The organism is Pseudomonas sp. 13B_2.1_Bac1 (assembly GCF_025466155.1).
GTDB lineage: Bacteria > Pseudomonadota > Gammaproteobacteria > Pseudomonadales > Pseudomonadaceae > Aquipseudomonas > Aquipseudomonas aylmerensis.
Map to the genome: position 1 here is coordinate 1 of NZ_JANLOH010000039.1, position 15,639 is coordinate 15,639.

General features: G+C 62.9%; 13 protein-coding genes. All 13 read left to right on the forward strand.

Translation table 11 applies throughout. The features are described from left to right. The first annotated feature begins 94 nt into the window (after positions 1–94). The 13 genes from NTD80_RS08755 (at position 95) to NTD80_RS08815 (ending at position 15,637) form a co-directional block, all read left to right on the forward strand. Complete coding sequence (locus NTD80_RS08755) at positions 95–859, forward strand: class I SAM-dependent methyltransferase (protein WP_262133193.1); 765 nt, start codon at positions 95–97, stop codon at positions 857–859. A 53-nt stretch (positions 860–912) separates the two neighbouring features. Further along, positions 913–1,995: a 3-isopropylmalate dehydrogenase gene (gene leuB / locus NTD80_RS08760; RefSeq protein WP_065904535.1), complete on the forward strand. Its 1,083-nt coding sequence runs from the start codon at positions 913–915 to the stop codon at positions 1,993–1,995. Positions 1,996–2,059: 64 nt separating this feature from the next. Then, positions 2,060–3,172: an aspartate-semialdehyde dehydrogenase gene (asd, locus tag NTD80_RS08765; protein ID WP_005789767.1), complete on the forward strand. Its 1,113-nt coding sequence runs from the start codon at positions 2,060–2,062 to the stop codon at positions 3,170–3,172. Between the two features lie 247 nt (positions 3,173–3,419). Continuing rightward, a complete protein-coding gene (locus NTD80_RS08770) occupies positions 3,420–4,430 on the forward strand; it encodes an aspartate-semialdehyde dehydrogenase (protein ID WP_262133196.1) in 1,011 nt (336 codons plus the stop codon). 161 nt (positions 4,431–4,591) lie between these two features. Continuing rightward, positions 4,592–7,147, forward strand: coding sequence for a FimV/HubP family polar landmark protein (locus NTD80_RS08775; RefSeq protein WP_262133198.1), 2,556 nt, complete (start codon positions 4,592–4,594; stop codon positions 7,145–7,147). Between the two features lie 214 nt (positions 7,148–7,361). Continuing rightward, positions 7,362–8,186 (forward strand): tRNA pseudouridine(38-40) synthase TruA, encoded by an 825-nt coding sequence (truA, locus tag NTD80_RS08780; protein ID WP_106803181.1) that lies wholly within the window; start codon positions 7,362–7,364, stop codon positions 8,184–8,186. A 64-nt stretch (positions 8,187–8,250) separates the two neighbouring features. Beyond that, positions 8,251–8,883 carry a phosphoribosylanthranilate isomerase gene (locus NTD80_RS08785; RefSeq protein WP_065904545.1) on the forward strand — a complete coding sequence of 211 codons (633 nt, stop codon included), beginning with the start codon at positions 8,251–8,253 and terminating at the stop codon, positions 8,881–8,883. A 244-nt stretch (positions 8,884–9,127) separates the two neighbouring features. Continuing rightward, positions 9,128–10,048, forward strand: a complete 921-nt coding sequence (gene accD, locus NTD80_RS08790; RefSeq protein WP_025856447.1) for an acetyl-CoA carboxylase, carboxyltransferase subunit beta — start codon at positions 9,128–9,130, stop codon at positions 10,046–10,048. Next, positions 10,045–11,352, forward strand: coding sequence for a bifunctional tetrahydrofolate synthase/dihydrofolate synthase (gene folC, locus NTD80_RS08795; RefSeq protein ID WP_262133201.1), 1,308 nt, complete (start codon positions 10,045–10,047; stop codon positions 11,350–11,352). Before accD ends, folC begins: the two co-directional genes overlap by 4 nt. Next, positions 11,336–11,998, forward strand: a complete 663-nt coding sequence (locus NTD80_RS08800; protein ID WP_262133202.1) for an SPOR domain-containing protein — start codon at positions 11,336–11,338, stop codon at positions 11,996–11,998. Before folC ends, NTD80_RS08800 begins: the two co-directional genes overlap by 17 nt. A gap of 257 nt (positions 11,999–12,255) precedes the next feature. Beyond that, positions 12,256–12,813, forward strand: coding sequence for a CvpA family protein (locus NTD80_RS08805; RefSeq protein ID WP_003192538.1), 558 nt, complete (start codon positions 12,256–12,258; stop codon positions 12,811–12,813). A 41-nt stretch (positions 12,814–12,854) separates the two neighbouring features. Continuing rightward, positions 12,855–14,360 (forward strand): amidophosphoribosyltransferase, encoded by a 1,506-nt coding sequence (gene purF / locus NTD80_RS08810; RefSeq protein WP_065904549.1) that lies wholly within the window; start codon positions 12,855–12,857, stop codon positions 14,358–14,360. Positions 14,361–14,425: 65 nt separating this feature from the next. After that, positions 14,426–15,637 (forward strand): O-succinylhomoserine sulfhydrylase, encoded by a 1,212-nt coding sequence (locus NTD80_RS08815; protein WP_106803185.1) that lies wholly within the window; start codon positions 14,426–14,428, stop codon positions 15,635–15,637. Positions 15,638–15,639 lie beyond the last annotated feature (2 nt).

Below are 15,639 nucleotides of genomic sequence, written 5' to 3' on the forward strand. Positions count from 1 at the left end.
CCACATTCTGACGTGTCAACGCGGGCGAGTGTGGGAGCTGGCTTGCCCGCGATAGCGCCCGTACAACCACCCCAAAAACTCGAGGAAAACCATCATGACCAGTAGCGCCCACACCCAAGTCGTGCAAAAACAATTCGGCGAGCAAGCCTCGGCCTACCTGAGCAGTGCCGTGCACGCCCAGGGCACCGAGTTCGCGCTGCTCCAGGCCGAGCTGGCCGGGCAGGGCAATGCACGACTGCTGGACCTGGGCTGCGGCGCCGGGCATGTGAGTTTCCAGGTGGCACCACTGGTCAAGGAAGTCGTGGCCTACGACCTGTCGCAGCAGATGCTCGACGTGGTGGCCGGCGCCGCCAAGGACCGTGGCCTGGGCAATATCCGCACTGTCCACGGTGCCGCCGAACGCCTGCCGTTTGCCGACGGCGAGTTTGACTTTGTGTTCAGCCGCTACTCGGCCCATCACTGGAGCGACCTCGGCCTGGCCCTGCGTGAAGTGCGCCGGGTGCTCAAGCCCGGTGGCGTGGCGGCGTTCGTCGATGTGTTGTCACCGGGCAGCCCACTGTTGGACACTTACCTGCAAACCGTCGAGGTGCTGCGCGACACCAGCCACGTGCGTGATTACTCCGCCGCCGAATGGCTGCGCCAGCTCAGCGAGGCCGGCCTGCATGTGCGCACCAGCAGTCGCCAGCGCCTGCGCCTGGAATACACCTCGTGGGTCGAACGCATGCGTACGCCGCAGGCGCTGCGCGCCGCGATCCTTGAGCTGCAGCAGGCGATGGGCCAGGAAGTGCGCGATTATTACGAGATTCAAGCCGACGGCACCTTCAGCACCGACGTGCTGGTGGTCTTCGCCGAGCGCTGATTAACTTTTTCCGACCTGCCCACGGGCAGGTCGCTTGATGAAATGAGGAACGCATGAGCAAGCAGATTCTGATTCTCCCTGGCGACGGTATTGGTCCGGAAATCATGGCCGAAGCGGTCAAAGTCCTGGAACTCGCCAACAGCAAGTACAGCCTGGGCTTCGAATTGAGCCACGACGTGATCGGCGGCGCCGCCATCGACAAGCATGGCGTGCCGCTGGCTGACGAAACCCTGGACCGCGCCCGCGCGGCCGACGCCGTGCTGCTCGGCGCCGTGGGTGGCCCGAAGTGGGACAAGATCGAGCGTGACATCCGTCCCGAGCGCGGCCTGCTGAAAATCCGTGCGCAACTGGGCCTGTTCGGCAACCTGCGCCCGGCGATCCTCTACCCGCAACTGGCCGATGCCTCGAGCCTCAAGCCGGAAGTGGTCGCGGGCCTGGATATCCTGATCGTGCGCGAACTGACCGGCGGTATCTATTTCGGCTCGCCACGCGGCGTGCGCGAGTTGGAAAATGGTGAGCGCCAGGCCTACGACACCCTGCCGTACAGCGAGAGTGAAATCCGCCGGATCGCCCGTGTCGGCTTCGACATGGCGCGCGTGCGTGGCAAGAAAGTCTGCTCGGTGGACAAGGCCAACGTGCTGGCGTCCAGCCAGCTGTGGCGTGAAATCGTCGAAGAAGTCGCCAAGGACTACCCGGACGTCGAGCTGAGCCACATGTACGTCGATAACGCCGCCATGCAACTGGTGCGTGCGCCGAAGCAGTTCGACGTGATCGTCACCGACAACCTGTTCGGCGACATCCTGTCCGACCAGGCGTCGATGCTCACCGGCTCCATCGGCATGCTGCCGTCGGCGTCCCTGGACACCAACAACAAGGGCATGTACGAGCCTTGCCATGGTTCGGCGCCGGACATCGCGGGCCAGGGCATTGCCAACCCGCTGGCGACCATCCTGTCGGTGTCGATGATGCTGCGCTACAGCTTCAACCTGGGCGAAGCGGCGGATGCAATCGAGAAGGCCGTGAGCCTGGTGCTGGATCAAGGTTTGCGTACCGGCGACATCTGGTCGCAGGGTTGCACCAAGGTCGGCACACAAGAAATGGGCGACGCAGTAGTCGCCGCGCTGCGGAATCTGTAATCTCTCGGGCCCGCTTGCAGTTGTTGCTGCAAGGCGGCCCACTTTTTAACAAGGTGTAGTTGCGATGAAACGTGTAGGTCTGATCGGTTGGCGCGGTATGGTCGGTTCCGTGCTCATGCAGCGGATGCTGGAAGAGCAGGATTTCGATCTTATTGAGCCGGTGTTTTTCACCACTTCGAATGTCGGTGGCCAAGGGCCGTCCGTGGGCAAGGATATTGCCCCGCTCAAGGACGCCTACAGCATTGAAGAGCTGAAAACCCTCGACGTGATTCTGACCTGCCAGGGTGGCGACTACACCAGCGAAGTCTTCCCCAAGCTGCGTGAAGCCGGCTGGCAGGGTTACTGGATCGACGCCGCCTCGAGCCTGCGCATGCAGGACGACGCGGTGATCATCCTCGACCCGGTCAACCGCAAGGTCATCGACCAGCAGCTGGATGCCGGCACCAAGAACTACGTCGGCGGCAACTGCACCGTCAGCCTGATGCTGATGGGCCTGGGCGGCTTGTTCGAAGCCGGCCTGGTCGAGTGGATGAGCGCGATGACGTATCAGGCGGCCTCCGGTGCCGGCGCGCAGAACATGCGTGAGCTGATCAAGCAGATGGGCGCGACCCACGCGGCCGTCGCCGATCAACTGGCCGACCCGGCCAGCGCGATCCTCGACATCGACCGCCGTGTGGCCGAAGCCATGCGCAGCGATGCCTACCCGACCGAGAACTTCGGCGTGCCGCTGGCCGGCAGCCTGATCCCGTGGATCGACAAGGAACTGCCGAACGGTCAGAGCCGTGAAGAGTGGAAGGCCCAGGCCGAAACCAACAAGATCCTCGGGCGCTTCAAGAACCCGATCCCGGTGGACGGCATCTGCGTGCGCATCGGCGCCATGCGCTGCCACAGCCAGGCGCTGACCATCAAGCTGAACAAAGACGTGCCGATCGCCGATATCGAAGGGCTGATCAGCCAGCACAACCCGTGGGTCAAGCTGGTGCCGAACAACCGCGACATCAGCATGCAGGAGCTGAGCCCGACCAAGGTCACTGGCACCCTGAATGTACCGGTGGGCCGTCTGCGCAAGTTGAACATGGGCAGCCAGTTCCTCGGCGCATTCACCGTGGGCGACCAGCTGCTGTGGGGCGCGGCCGAGCCGCTGCGTCGCATGTTGCGGATTCTGCTGGAGCGTTGATCGCTGCTGGTAATTGGAAACCCGCGTTCTGGTGACAGGCGCGGGTTTTTTATTGCCCTGGAGGGCCTCATCGCAGGCAAGCCGGCTCCCACATTTGATCGCATTTCAACTGAAGAAACTCGGTCGAATGTGGGAGCGGGCTTGCCCGCGAAGAGGCCATCAGCCACACCACAAACCCCAGGCTAATTGCCTCACCCCCAGCCACCCGGTAAAGTGCCGCTCCCCCCGCAATGCCCGAGGCAGCCCCATGACCCAGACCTTTGAAATCGCCGTGATCGGCGCCACCGGCACCGTTGGTGAAACCCTGGTGCAGATCCTCGAAGAACTGGATTTCCCGGTGGGCACCCTGTATCTGCTGGCGGGCAGCAACTCCGCCGGGGCATCGGTGCCGTTTCGCGGCAAGAATGTGCGGGTCAAGGAAGTCGACGAGTTCGATTTCAGCAAGGCGCAATTGGCGTTCTTCGCGGCGGGGCCGGCAGTGACCCTGAGCTTCGCGCCGCGGGCCACGGCCGCCGGATGCTCGGTGATCGACCTGTCGGGCGCCTTGCCCGCAGAGCAGGCGCCCCACGTGGTGCCGGAGGCCAATGCTGAGGTGCTGAAGGGGCTGAAAAAGCCATTCCAGCTCGCCAGCCCCAGCCCCTCTGTCACCAACCTGGCTGTGGTCCTGGCGCCATTGCGCGGCCTGCTGGATATCCAGCGAGTGAATGTCACCGCCTGCCTGGCAGTCTCCGCCCAGGGCCGTGAGGCCGTCAGCGAGCTGGCCCGGCAAACCGCCGAGCTGCTGAACGTGCGTCCGCTGGAGCCGCAGTTCTTTGATCGGCAGATGGCGTTCAACCTGCTGGCGCAAGTCGGCACGCCAGACGCCCAGGGCCACACCGCGCTGGAAAAACGCCTCGTCCACGAACTGCGCGCGGTGCTGGGCTTGCCTTCCCTGAAGATTTCCGCCACTTGCGTTCAAGCACCGGTGTTTTTTGGCGATAGCCTGACAGTGTCGTTGCAATTGGGGGCAGCGGTGGATCTGGCTGCCGTCAATCGCGCGCTGGACGCAGCGCCCGGCATCGAGCTGGTCGAGGAGGGCGATTACCCCACCGCCGTGGGCGACGCGGTGGGCCAGGATGTGGTCTATGTGGGCCGAGTGCGCGCCGGTGTGGATGACCCGGCGGAACTAAATTTGTGGCTGGCGTCAGATAACGTACGCAAAGGCGCAGCGCTTAACGCCGTACAGCTGGCGCAGTTGTTGATAAAAGGCCTTGCGTAAAAGATACTTGGCGGCAATTTGTAGATTGATTCTAGCCAGGCACTATGCTTGGCCGGAAGCGGAACAGAAGCGTGTCGGTGACCTATCGGCTCGCCATGCCTTATGGCAGCGGTTACCAACCTTCTCGCAGGCCGGGGAGTGTTCAAACAAAGGATGAGGCTATGGTTCAAGTTCGCAAACTGGTGTTAGCAATAGCGGCCGCCTCGGCGCTGTCCTCCGGTATGGCGCAGGCGCTGCAGCTGGGGGAGATGACCCTCAAGTCGAAGTTGAACCAGCCATTGTCGGTGGAAATCGAATTGCTCGATGTCGGTGGCCTCACGGCTTCCGAGATCACCCCGAGCCTGGCTTCCGACCAGGCATTTGTGGATGCCGGGGTTGACCGCCAGGCCTTTCTCAATGACCTGACCTTTACACCGGTGGTCAATCCCAACGGCCGCAGCGTGGTGCGTGTCACTTCCAGCAAGCCGTTGCCCGATTCCTACGTACGCTTCCTGCTGCAGGTGCAATGGCCCAACGGCCGCCTGATGCGCGACTACAGCGTGTTGCTTGACCCGGCAAAATTCGACCAGCCAGCGCCGACGGCAGCAGCCCCCGCACCGCGTGCTGGGGCTGCGGCCACTACCGCGCCTGCAGCGACCAAGCCTGCGCAACACACAACCACCTCCCGCGATACCTTGTGGGAAATTGCCGCGAAGAACCGCAACGGCGGCTCGGTACAGCAGACCATGCTGGCTATCCAGGCGCTCAACCCCGATGCGTTTATCGACGGCAATATCAACCGGCTGAAAACCGGCCAGGTCCTGCGCCTGCCCGACACGGTGCAAAGCACCGCACTTGCGCAACCACAGGCGATTGCCGAAGTCAGCGCACAGAACGCCGCCTGGCGTGAGGGGCGCCGTTCGGGCACGAATCAAGCGGCAGGCAAGCAACAGCTGGACGCCACCCGGCGTACCCAGGCCGGCAATGCACCGGCAAGCACCAACGCCAAGGACAACCTGAGCCTGGTCTCGGCCGAAGCCGCGCGCAAGGGCGGCAAGGGCAAGGCCGGCGACGGCCAGGCGCTGAGCGACAAGCTGGCGATGACCCAGGAACAACTCGACACCACTCGCCGCGACAACGAAGAGCTGAAAAGCCGTGCGGCCGACTTGCAGAGCCAGTTGGACAAGCTGCAAAAGCTGATTCAGCTGAAGAACGATCAACTCGCGCGCTTGCAGGCGGAGAAGGGTGATCCGAGCGCGCAGGCCACGACGGCGATGCCCGCGCAGTTGGCCAGCGACCCGGCCGCCGCTTCAACGGCGCCTGCAGCCCCGGCGGCTGCCGCTACGCCAGCAGCGCCCGCACCCGAGCCGATCAAGCCGGACGCTGCGCCCGCCACCACCGAAGGTAAATTCAATGACCTGCTGACCAACCCGATCGTCCTGGGGGTGATCGGTGGTGCGGCGGGCTTGCTGGTGCTGCTGCTCCTGTTGTTGTGGGCGCGTCATCGCAATGCGCGCCTGGAAGAGGAAAAGCACCTGCGCATGGCGCGGGCACTGGCTGAAGAGCCGGCCTTCACCTCCAATATTGACCACGACCTGCCGCCCGACAGCTTCGAAGGCCTGGAAGTACCGCCGCCGAACGTCAAGCTGGCGGCCGCTCCCGCGCCGGCCCCCGTGGTTGAGCCGGCGGTGGTGGCGCCGACGGTTGCTTCGGTGCTCGCCCCGCTGGCCGTTGCCGTGGCCCCGGGAAATGCCAACGACGCATTGGTACAAGCGCAGTCGCATATAGACCGTGGCCATCTGAACCAGGCCGCTGACGTGTTGGAGCAAGCGATCAAGCACGAGCCCAAGCGCAGCGACCTGCGCTTGAAGCTGATGGAAGTCTACGGCCTGCAAAACGACAAGGATGGTTTTGTCACCCAGGAGCGCCAACTGGTCGCCAACGGTGAAAACCATGCCCAGGTCGAGCAGCTCAAGAGCCGCTTCCCGGCCATGGCGGTGCTGGCGGCAGGCGTCAGTGCCGCCGTCGCCGCGGCCGCGCTGGATGCCCAGTACGTCAAGGATTTGCTTGAAGACAAACCCGCGACCCCTGAGCCAGAGGCGTTCGACACCGATTTCGACCTGAGCCTGGACGATCTCGAAGCGGCTTCTCCGGCCGAGGTCAAGGGTGATCAGCACACGTTTGAATCGCTCCTGCAGCAGCAGACCGAAGCCAAGGCGAGCCCGGATGATCTGTCGGACTTCGACCTCGACCTGCAGTTGGATGCCCCGGTTTCGGCGCAGTCCGACGACGACTTCCTCTCCGGCCTTGAAGACCAGATGAAGGATGTGCCGGCAGTCGAGCCGCCGACCCTGACGCCTGCGGCGCTGGATGACTTCGACCTGCCGGAAGATTTCGACCTGTCCCTGGCCGACGAACCGGAGGCCACCGCCAAGCCTGATGCCTTCGCCTCGGAGCTGGATGACGTCAACGCCGAGCTGGATCGCCTGTCGCAGAGCCTGGAGCACCCCTCCATCGAGCCGTCCTTCACCGCTGAAGACGCGGCGCTGGGCGGTGATGAGCCGGAGTTCGACTTCCTCTCCGGCACTGACGAAGTCGCCACCAAGCTCGACCTGGCCCAAGCCTATATCGACATGGGCGACGCCGACGGTGCGCGGGATATCCTTTCCGAAGTGCTCACCGAAGGTGATGAAGTGCAGCGCGGCGAGGCCAAGGAAATGCTCGGCCGGCTGGCGTAACAGTCAATAGTTGATGCAGCGGCGACCTTCGGGTCGCCGTTTTGCTTTTGTCGGCGCTGGTTTGCCGGCGGTACCTTTCACTCGGTTTTACTGAAAGATCGAGTCGCTTGCATCGCAGGCAAGCCAGCTCCGGCACAAATCGGCATAATGGCGGCCTTTGCGCAACTCATCAGGCTCTCAGTTCTTGGCAAATATAGATAATCCGGCCGCCGAAATGGCGGCTGATGGCTTTTACCGTATCGCCTTGGGCGTGGAATACAAAGGTTCGCGCTATCGCGGCTGGCAGCGTCAGGCCTCGGGTGTGTTGACGGTGCAGGAAACCCTCGAGAATGCCCTGGCGAAAGTCGCCGACTCCCCCGTATCGCTGATGTGCGCCGGACGCACCGATGCCGGCGTGCATGCGTGCGGCCAGGTGGTGCACTTTGACACCCAGGCCGAGCGTTCGATGAAGGCGTGGGTGATGGGCGCCAATATCAATTTGCCGCATGACGTCAGCGTCAGCTGGGCCAAGGTCATGCCGGCGCACTTTCATGCGCGTTTCAAGGCGATTGCCCGGCGTTATCGCTACGTGATCTACAACGACCAGATCCGCCCGGCGCATCTCAACCAGGAAATTACCTGGAACCACCGCCCGCTGGACGCCGAGCGCATGGCCGAGGCCGCGCAGCACTTGGTCGGCGTGCATGATTTCAGCGCCTTTCGCGCGGGGCAGTGCCAGGCCAAGTCGCCGATCAAGGAAGTCCACCACCTGCGCGTGACCCGTCACGGCAAGATGATCGTGCTGGATATCCGTGCCGGGGCGTTCCTGCACCATATGGTACGAAATATTGCTGGTGTACTGATGACCATCGGTACCGGCGAGCGTCCGGTTGAATGGGCCAAGGAAGTGCTGGAAAGCCGCATACGCCGCACCGGCGGGGTGACGGCGCATCCGTTCGGCCTGTACCTGGTGCAAGTGGAGTACCGTGACGAGTTCGAGCTGCCGGAGCGTTTCATCGGGCCACACTTCCTCACAGGTTTCAGTGAACTTGGCGGCTGACGCCCGGAAAAGCTTTTGTTACCATCCGGGACTTTCTCGGTTCAACCCCTGAGGTTTCTACGATATGTCTGCCGTTCGCAGCAAGATTTGCGGGATTACCCGCATAGAAGACGCGCTGGCGGCAGTCGAGGCGGGGGCGGATGCCATCGGTTTCGTGTTTTATGCGCGCAGCCCGAGGGCGGTGAATGTGTTGCAGGCGCGGGCGATCATCAATGCCTTGCCGCCGTTCGTGACCACCGTGGGCCTCTTCGTCAATGCCAGCCGCTGCGAACTCAACGAAACCCTGGATGCCGTGCCGCTGGATATGCTGCAGTTTCACGGCGACGAAACCCCTGATGAGTGCGAAAGCTACCAGCGCCCGTATATCAAGGCGTTGCGGGTCAAGGCCGGTGACGATATCGCCCGTGCCTGCGCCGCCTATACCGGTGCACGCGGGATCCTGCTGGATACGTATGTCGAAGGCGTGCCCGGTGGCACCGGTGAAGCGTTCGACTGGTCGCTGATTCCTCCGGGGCTGAGCAAGCCGATCATCCTCGCCGGGGGGCTCAACCCCGACAACGTCGGCGCGGCGATCGCGCAGGTGCGCCCGTATGCGGTGGACGTCAGCGGTGGGGTAGAGCAGGGCAAGGGCATCAAGGATCACAGCAAGATTCGCGCATTCATGCAGGCTGTGCGCAACAGCAGTGGTGGGATGTGACGGCTGGCAGTCTGCCGCCGTCCATAACTACCACTGTGTAAAACAGCCCGGCGCCGCCTGTGGGTGGCCCGGCAATAAAGTGGCAAGCCTGCGCTGGCAGGTTGTCTGGAAGGCTGAGGATGCAGGCGGGAAATGGCTGGTCGAACACCTGACCCCGTCCAACCTGCGTCATCGCCACATATGAATTTAGCTCAAGGGCATACGCGGGGCTGTGTTCAAGCCACCGGTACTGGAGAAAGAAAGCATGAGCAACTGGTTAGTAGACAAACTGATCCCTTCGATCATGCGTTCCGAGGTGAAGAAAAGCTCGGTTCCTGAAGGTCTGTGGCACAAGTGCCCATCCTGCGACGCGGTGTTGTACCGCCCCGAGCTGGAAAAGACCCTGGACGTTTGCCCCAAGTGCAATCACCACATGCGTATCGGCGCCCGCGCCCGCATCGATATCTTCCTCGACGCCGAAGGCCGTAACGAGCTGGGTGCGGACCTGGAGCCGGTTGACCGCCTGAAGTTTCGCGACGGCAAGAAGTACAAGGACCGCCTGACCGCTGCGCAAAAGCAGACCGGTGAGAAGGACGCACTGATTTCCGTCAGCGGCAAGCTGCTGGGCATGCCGGTGGTAGTGTCGGCGTTCGAGTTTTCCTTCATGGGCGGTTCCATGGGGGCCATCGTCGGCGAGCGCTTTGTTCGCGCTGCCAACTACGCCCTGGAAAACCGTTGCCCGATGATCTGCTTCGCCGCCTCTGGTGGTGCGCGTATGCAGGAAGCCCTGATCTCCCTGATGCAAATGGCCAAGACCTCTGCGGTACTGGCGCGTCTGCGCGAGGAAGGCATTCCATTCATCTCCGTACTGACCGACCCGGTCTACGGCGGCGTTTCCGCCAGCCTGGCGATGCTTGGTGACGTGATCGTCGGTGAGCCAAAAGCCCTGATCGGCTTCGCCGGCCCGCGCGTAATCGAGCAGACCGTGCGCGAAAAACTGCCGGAAGGCTTCCAGCGCAGCGAGTTCCTGCTGGAGCATGGCGCCATCGACCTGATCATCCCGCGCGGCGAACTGCGTCCACGCCTGGGTAACCTGCTGGCACAAATGATGGGCCTGCCGACCCCTGTGTACGTCGCGCCTAAAGTCGAGCCAATCGTCGTCCCACCGGTGCCTGCAAACCTATGACCCAACGTGCCCTCGGCGAATGGCTCGCCTACCTTGAGCAGTTGCATCCGTCCGCCATCGACATGGGCCTGGAGCGCTCGCAACAGGTAGCGGCCCGCCTTGGGTTGGGTCGGCCGGCGCCGCGAGTGATCACGGTGACCGGCACCAACGGCAAAGGCTCTACGTGTGCCTTTGTCGCGGCGCTGCTGCAGGCCCAAGGACTGAAAGTCGGCGTCTACAACTCTCCGCACCTGCTGCGCTACAACGAGCGGGTGCAGCTCAATGGCGTCGAAGCCACGGATGAGCAACTCTGCGAAGCCTTCGCGGCACTTGATGCCGGCCGTGGCGAGATCTCCCTGACTTACTTCGAAATGGGCACCCTGGCGGCGTTCTGGCTGTTCGAGCGCGCGCAACTCGATGTGGTGGTGCTGGAAGTCGGCCTGGGCGGGCGCCTGGACACGGTCAACGTGGTGGATGCCGACATGGCCCTGGTCACCAGCATTGGTGTGGACCATGCCGACTACCTGGGCAATACCCGTGAGTCGGTGGCTTATGAAAAGGCCGGGATCTTTCGCCAGGGCAAGCCTGCGCTGTGTGGGGACGTGGATCCGCCGGCTACCTTGCTCGACAAGGTGCGTGAGCTGGATTGCCCGTTCTTCCTTCGCGGTCGTGAATTCAATCTCGAAATCGGTGACCAGCACTGGCAGTGGCGCGGGCGTGATGCGCGTGGCCAGGTGGTGGAGCTGCACGACCTGCCGCTGTTGAACCTGCCGATGGAAAATGCCGCGCTCGCGCTGCAAGCCTATCTGCTGCTGGATCTGTCGTGGGATGCCGCGCAGATTGCGGCGACGTTGCTGGCGACTCGCGTGGTGGGACGCCTGGATCGTCGTGAATTCGAATGGCAAGGCAAGCGCCTGAACCTGCTGCTGGATGTGGGGCATAACCCGCATGCGGCCGAGTACCTGGCGCAGCGCCTGTCACGCACGCCACCGGTCGGGCGTCGCCTGGCGGTCTTCGGGTTGTTGGCGGACAAGGACCTGGATGGCGTGGTTGCGCCGCTGCTGGCGAGCGTCCAGGCTTGGGCGGTCGCGCCGCTGGATACGCCGCGCAGCCGTCCCGCGGTTGAGTTGGAAAAGGCGTTGCAGAACCTTGGTGCGCCGGTGGCGTCGTATGCAAGCCTGACCGCAGCCCTTGAGGCGCAGTGTGCGGTGGCGACGGCCGAGGACGAAATTCTGTTGTTCGGATCATTTTATTGTGTTGCCGAGGCGCTTGAGTGGTTGGCCCGGCGCTCCACGGAGGAAGCTGCACATGGCATTACTGGATAGCGCATACAAGCAGCGAATGGTCGGAGCCCTGGTTCTGGTGGCATTGGCGGTGATCTTCCTGCCGATGCTGTTTTCCCGGCAGGACGAACAGCGCCAGGTGGTGGTGGAGGCGCCAGCCGCGCCGCAGGCACCGGCGGTGCCGCAGGTGCAGGTTGAGCCAGTGGTGGTTCCCGAGCCGCAGGCCCTGCCGGAAGAAGAGCCGGTGCCGACCGATGATGAAGTGGCCGCGCAACAGGCGCCGTCGATGCCTGTGCAGCCAAGCGTGCCGGTGGTCAAGCCGGCTCCGGCCGCGCCTGTCGCCGCTGCCAAGCCCGCAGCGCCGGCACCTGCGCCCAAGCCGGTCGCGCCGCAGCCTGCCGCACCGGGTAAGCCGGACGTGGGGCAGAGCCGTATCGACCCGAATGGCCTGTCGATCAGTTGGTCGATTCAAGTCGCCAGCCTGGGCAATCGCGACGGCGCCGATGCGCTGCAGAAAAAGCTGCGTAGCCAGGGGTATAACGCCTATATCCGCAGTGCCGACGGCAAGAACCGGGTATTTATCGGGCCATTGATCGAGCGTGCCGAGGCCGACCGCCTGCGGGACTTGCTGGATCGCCAGCAGAACTTGAAGGGGTTCGTCACCCGTTTCCAGCCTGAGCGCGGTTGATCACTGTCACTCTCTGGTTGGAATGCTGGCCAAATGTGGGAGCGGGCTTGCCTGCGATGGCGGTGGTTGCAGTCGACAGTGATGTTGAATGCGCCGCCCTCATTGCAGGCAAGCCTGCTCCCACATTGGTTTTGGGGCTGGGTTGAAGTTGGACGGGGTCTCCAAACCATTGATTTGCAAAGCACCCGCAATCACAGCTTACCGACAGCCCGACGCTCTGCTAAAATGCGCCGCCTCATCCGTCCGTAGGCTCAAACGTGCCATTTACCTGGGTTGACTGGGCGATCGTTGCAATCGTCGCCATCTCCGCTTTGATCAGTCTAAGCCGCGGCTTCGTAAAAGAAGCACTGTCGTTGCTGACCTGGATCATCGCAGGAGTCGTAGCCTGGATGTTCGGCGGTTCATTGTCGGTTTACCTGGCCGGATACATCGAGACACCTTCGGCTCGCGTCATCGCGGGCTGCGCCATCATGTTCATCGCCACGCTGCTGGTGGGGGCAATGGTCAATTATCTTATTGGCGAGTTGATACGTGTCACCGGCCTCTCCGGGACCGATCGATTTCTCGGCATGGCCTTCGGCGCCGCGCGTGGCGCGTTGCTGGTGGTCGTGGCGGTCGGGCTGTTGAGCCTGGGGCCGGTACAGCAGGATTCGTGGTGGCAGGAGTCGGTACTCGTGCCAAAATTTCTATTGGTTGCAGATTGGTCCAAGAACCTCATATTGGGGTGGAGCAGTCAGTGGCTGGCCAGCGGAATCAGCGTACCCGCTGATCTTCCGTTCAAGGAACACCTCTTGCCGGCCAAAACGCCTCAGTAAGCTGTGTTCAGTCAAGATTCATTAAGTAGGGGTTGCGTCGCATGTGTGGCATCGTCGGTATCGTCGGTAAGTCGAACGTCAATCAGGCGCTGTATGACGCGCTAACCGTCCTCCAGCACCGCGGCCAGGACGCTGCCGGTATTGTGACCAGCCACGACGGCCGGTTATTCCTGCGCAAGGACAATGGCCTGGTGCGTGACGTGTTCCATCAGCGTCACATGCAGCGCCTCGTCGGGCACATGGGCATTGGCCATGTGCGTTACCCGACTGCCGGTAGCTCCACGTCGGCCGAAGCTCAACCGTTTTACGTCAACTCGCCTTACGGCATCACCCTGGCGCACAACGGAAACCTGACCAACGTTGAACAGCTGGCCAAGGAGATTTACGAATCTGACCTGCGCCACGTCAACACCAGCTCCGACTCGGAAGTACTGCTCAACGTGTTCGCCCACGAGCTGGCCCAGCGCGGCAAGCTGCAGCCGACCGAAGAGGACGTGTTCGCCGCCGTGACCGACGTGCACAACCGTTGCGTCGGTGGCTACGCGGTGGTGGCGATGGTTACCGGCTACGGCATCGTCGGCTTCCGTGACCCGCACGGCATCCGTCCGATCGTGTTCGGCCAGCGTCACACCGACGAGGGCGTCGAGTACATGATCGCCTCCGAAAGCGTGTCCCTGGACGTGCTGGGCTTCACCCTGATCCGCGACCTGGCGCCGGGCGAAGCGGTGTACATCACCGAAGATGGCAAGCTGCACACCCGTCAGTGCGCCGTGGCGCCGAAACTCACCCCGTGCATCTTCGAACACGTCTACCTGGCGCGTCCGGATTCGATCATCGACGGTGTTTCGGTGTACAAGGCGCGCCTGCGCATGGGCGAGAAGCTGGCCGAGAAGATCCTGCGCGAGCGTCCTGAGCACGACATCGACGTGGTCATCCCGATCCCGGACACCAGCCGTACTGCTGCGCTGGAATTGGCCAACCACCTGGGCGTCAAGTTCCGCGAAGGCTTCGTGAAGAACCGCTACATCGGCCGTACCTTCATCATGCCGGGTCAGGCGGCGCGCAAGAAGTCGGTACGCCAGAAGCTCAACGCCATCGAGCTGGAATTCCGCGGCAAGAACGTGATGCTGGTGGACGACTCCATCGTGCGTGGCACCACGTGCAAGCAGATCATCCAGATGGCCCGTGAAGCCGGCGCCAAGAACGTGTACTTCTGTTCCGCAGCGCCTGCCGTGCGCTACCCGAACGTCTACGGTATCGACATGCCGAGCGCCCACGAACTGATCGCTCACAACCGTACGACTCAGGACGTGGCCGACCTCATCGGCGCCGATTGGCTGATCTACCAGGACCTGCCGGACCTGATCGAAGCGGTCGGCGGTGGCAAGATCAAGATCGACCAGTTCGACTGCGCCGTGTTCGACGGCAAGTACGTGACCGGTGATGTCGACGAGGCCTACCTGAACAAGATCGAGCAGGCGCGCAACGACTCCTCGAAGATCAAGACCCAGGCGGTCAGCGCGATCATTGATCTGTACAACAACTGAGTAGACACCGGCCCTGAGGGGCCGGTTTTGTATCTTAAATAAAGAATTGAGTAAGGAGTCACAGCATGAGTCAGGAATGGGATGCCGGTCGGTTGGACAGCGACCTCGATGGCGTAGCTTTCGATACCCTGGCTGTGCGCGCTGGCCAGCACCGCACGCCGGAAGGCGAACACGGTGACCCGATGTTCTTCACTTCCAGCTACGTGTTCCGCACTGCCGCCGACGCCGCTGCGCGCTTCGCCGGTGAAGTGCCGGGCAACGTGTATTCGCGCTACACCAACCCGACCGTGCGTGCGTTCGAAGAGCGTATCGCGGCCCTGGAAGGCGCGGAGCAGGCCGTGGCTACCGCCACTGGCATGGCGGCGATCCTGGCGGTGGTGATGAGCCTGTGCAGCGCTGGCGACCATGTGCTGGTTTCGCGTAGCGTGTTCGGTTCGACCATCAGCCTGTTCGAGAAGTACTTCAAGCGCTTCGGCATCGAAGTGGACTACGTGCCCCTGGCGGATCTTTCCGGCTGGGACGCGGCAATCAAGGCCAACACCAAGTTGCTGTTCGTCGAATCGCCGTCCAACCCGCTGGCCGAGCTGGTGGACATCGCCGCGTTGTCCGAAGTGGCTCACGCCAAGGGCGCGATGCTGGTGGTCGACAACTGCTTCTGCACCCCGGCGTTGCAGCAGCCGCTGAAGTTGGGCGCGGACGTCGTGGTGCACTCGGCGACCAAGTTCATCGACGGCCAGGGCCGTTGCATGGGCGGCGTGGTGGCCGGTCGCAGCGAGCAGATGAAGGAAATCGTCGGGTTTTTGCGCACGGCTGGCCCGACCCTGAGCCCGTTCAACGCGTGGATTTTCCTCAAAGGCCTGGAAACCCTCAGCCTGCGGATGAAGGCCCACTGCGCCAACGCCCAGGCCCTGGCCGAATGGCTGGAACAGCAGGACGGTATCGAGAAGGTGCATTACGCCGGTCTCAAGAGCCATCCGCAGCATGAGTTGGCCCAGCGCCAGCAGCGCGGTTTCGGTGCCGTGGTGAGTTTCGAGGTCAAGGGGGGCAAGGAGGGCGCATGGCGCTTTATCGACGCGACTCGACTGATCTCTATCACCGCCAACCTGGGTGACAGCAAGACCACCATCACCCACCCAAGCACCACCTCCCACGGCCGCCTGGCGCCGCAGGAGCGCGAAGCCGCCGGTATCCGTGACAGCCTGATCCGTATTGCGGTAGGCCTGGAAGATGTAGCCGACCTGCAAGCTGACCTGGCTCGCGGGCTGGCAGCCTTGTGATC

Coding starts and splice junctions, on each gene's coding strand:
- NTD80_RS08755 (WP_262133193.1), top strand. CDS start 95: ATGACCAGTAGCGCCCACACCCAAGTCGTGCAAAAACAATTCGGCGAG.
- leuB (WP_065904535.1), top strand. CDS start 913: ATGAGCAAGCAGATTCTGATTCTCCCTGGCGACGGTATTGGTCCGGAA.
- asd (WP_005789767.1), top strand. CDS start 2,060: ATGAAACGTGTAGGTCTGATCGGTTGGCGCGGTATGGTCGGTTCCGTG.
- NTD80_RS08770 (WP_262133196.1), top strand. CDS start 3,420: ATGACCCAGACCTTTGAAATCGCCGTGATCGGCGCCACCGGCACCGTT.
- NTD80_RS08775 (WP_262133198.1), top strand. CDS start 4,592: ATGGTTCAAGTTCGCAAACTGGTGTTAGCAATAGCGGCCGCCTCGGCG.
- truA (WP_106803181.1), top strand. CDS start 7,362: ATGGCGGCTGATGGCTTTTACCGTATCGCCTTGGGCGTGGAATACAAA.
- NTD80_RS08785 (WP_065904545.1), top strand. CDS start 8,251: ATGTCTGCCGTTCGCAGCAAGATTTGCGGGATTACCCGCATAGAAGAC.
- accD (WP_025856447.1), top strand. CDS start 9,128: ATGAGCAACTGGTTAGTAGACAAACTGATCCCTTCGATCATGCGTTCC.
- folC (WP_262133201.1), top strand. CDS start 10,045: ATGACCCAACGTGCCCTCGGCGAATGGCTCGCCTACCTTGAGCAGTTG.
- NTD80_RS08800 (WP_262133202.1), top strand. CDS start 11,336: ATGGCATTACTGGATAGCGCATACAAGCAGCGAATGGTCGGAGCCCTG.
- purF (WP_065904549.1), top strand. CDS start 12,855: ATGTGTGGCATCGTCGGTATCGTCGGTAAGTCGAACGTCAATCAGGCG.
- NTD80_RS08815 (WP_106803185.1), top strand. CDS start 14,426: ATGAGTCAGGAATGGGATGCCGGTCGGTTGGACAGCGACCTCGATGGC.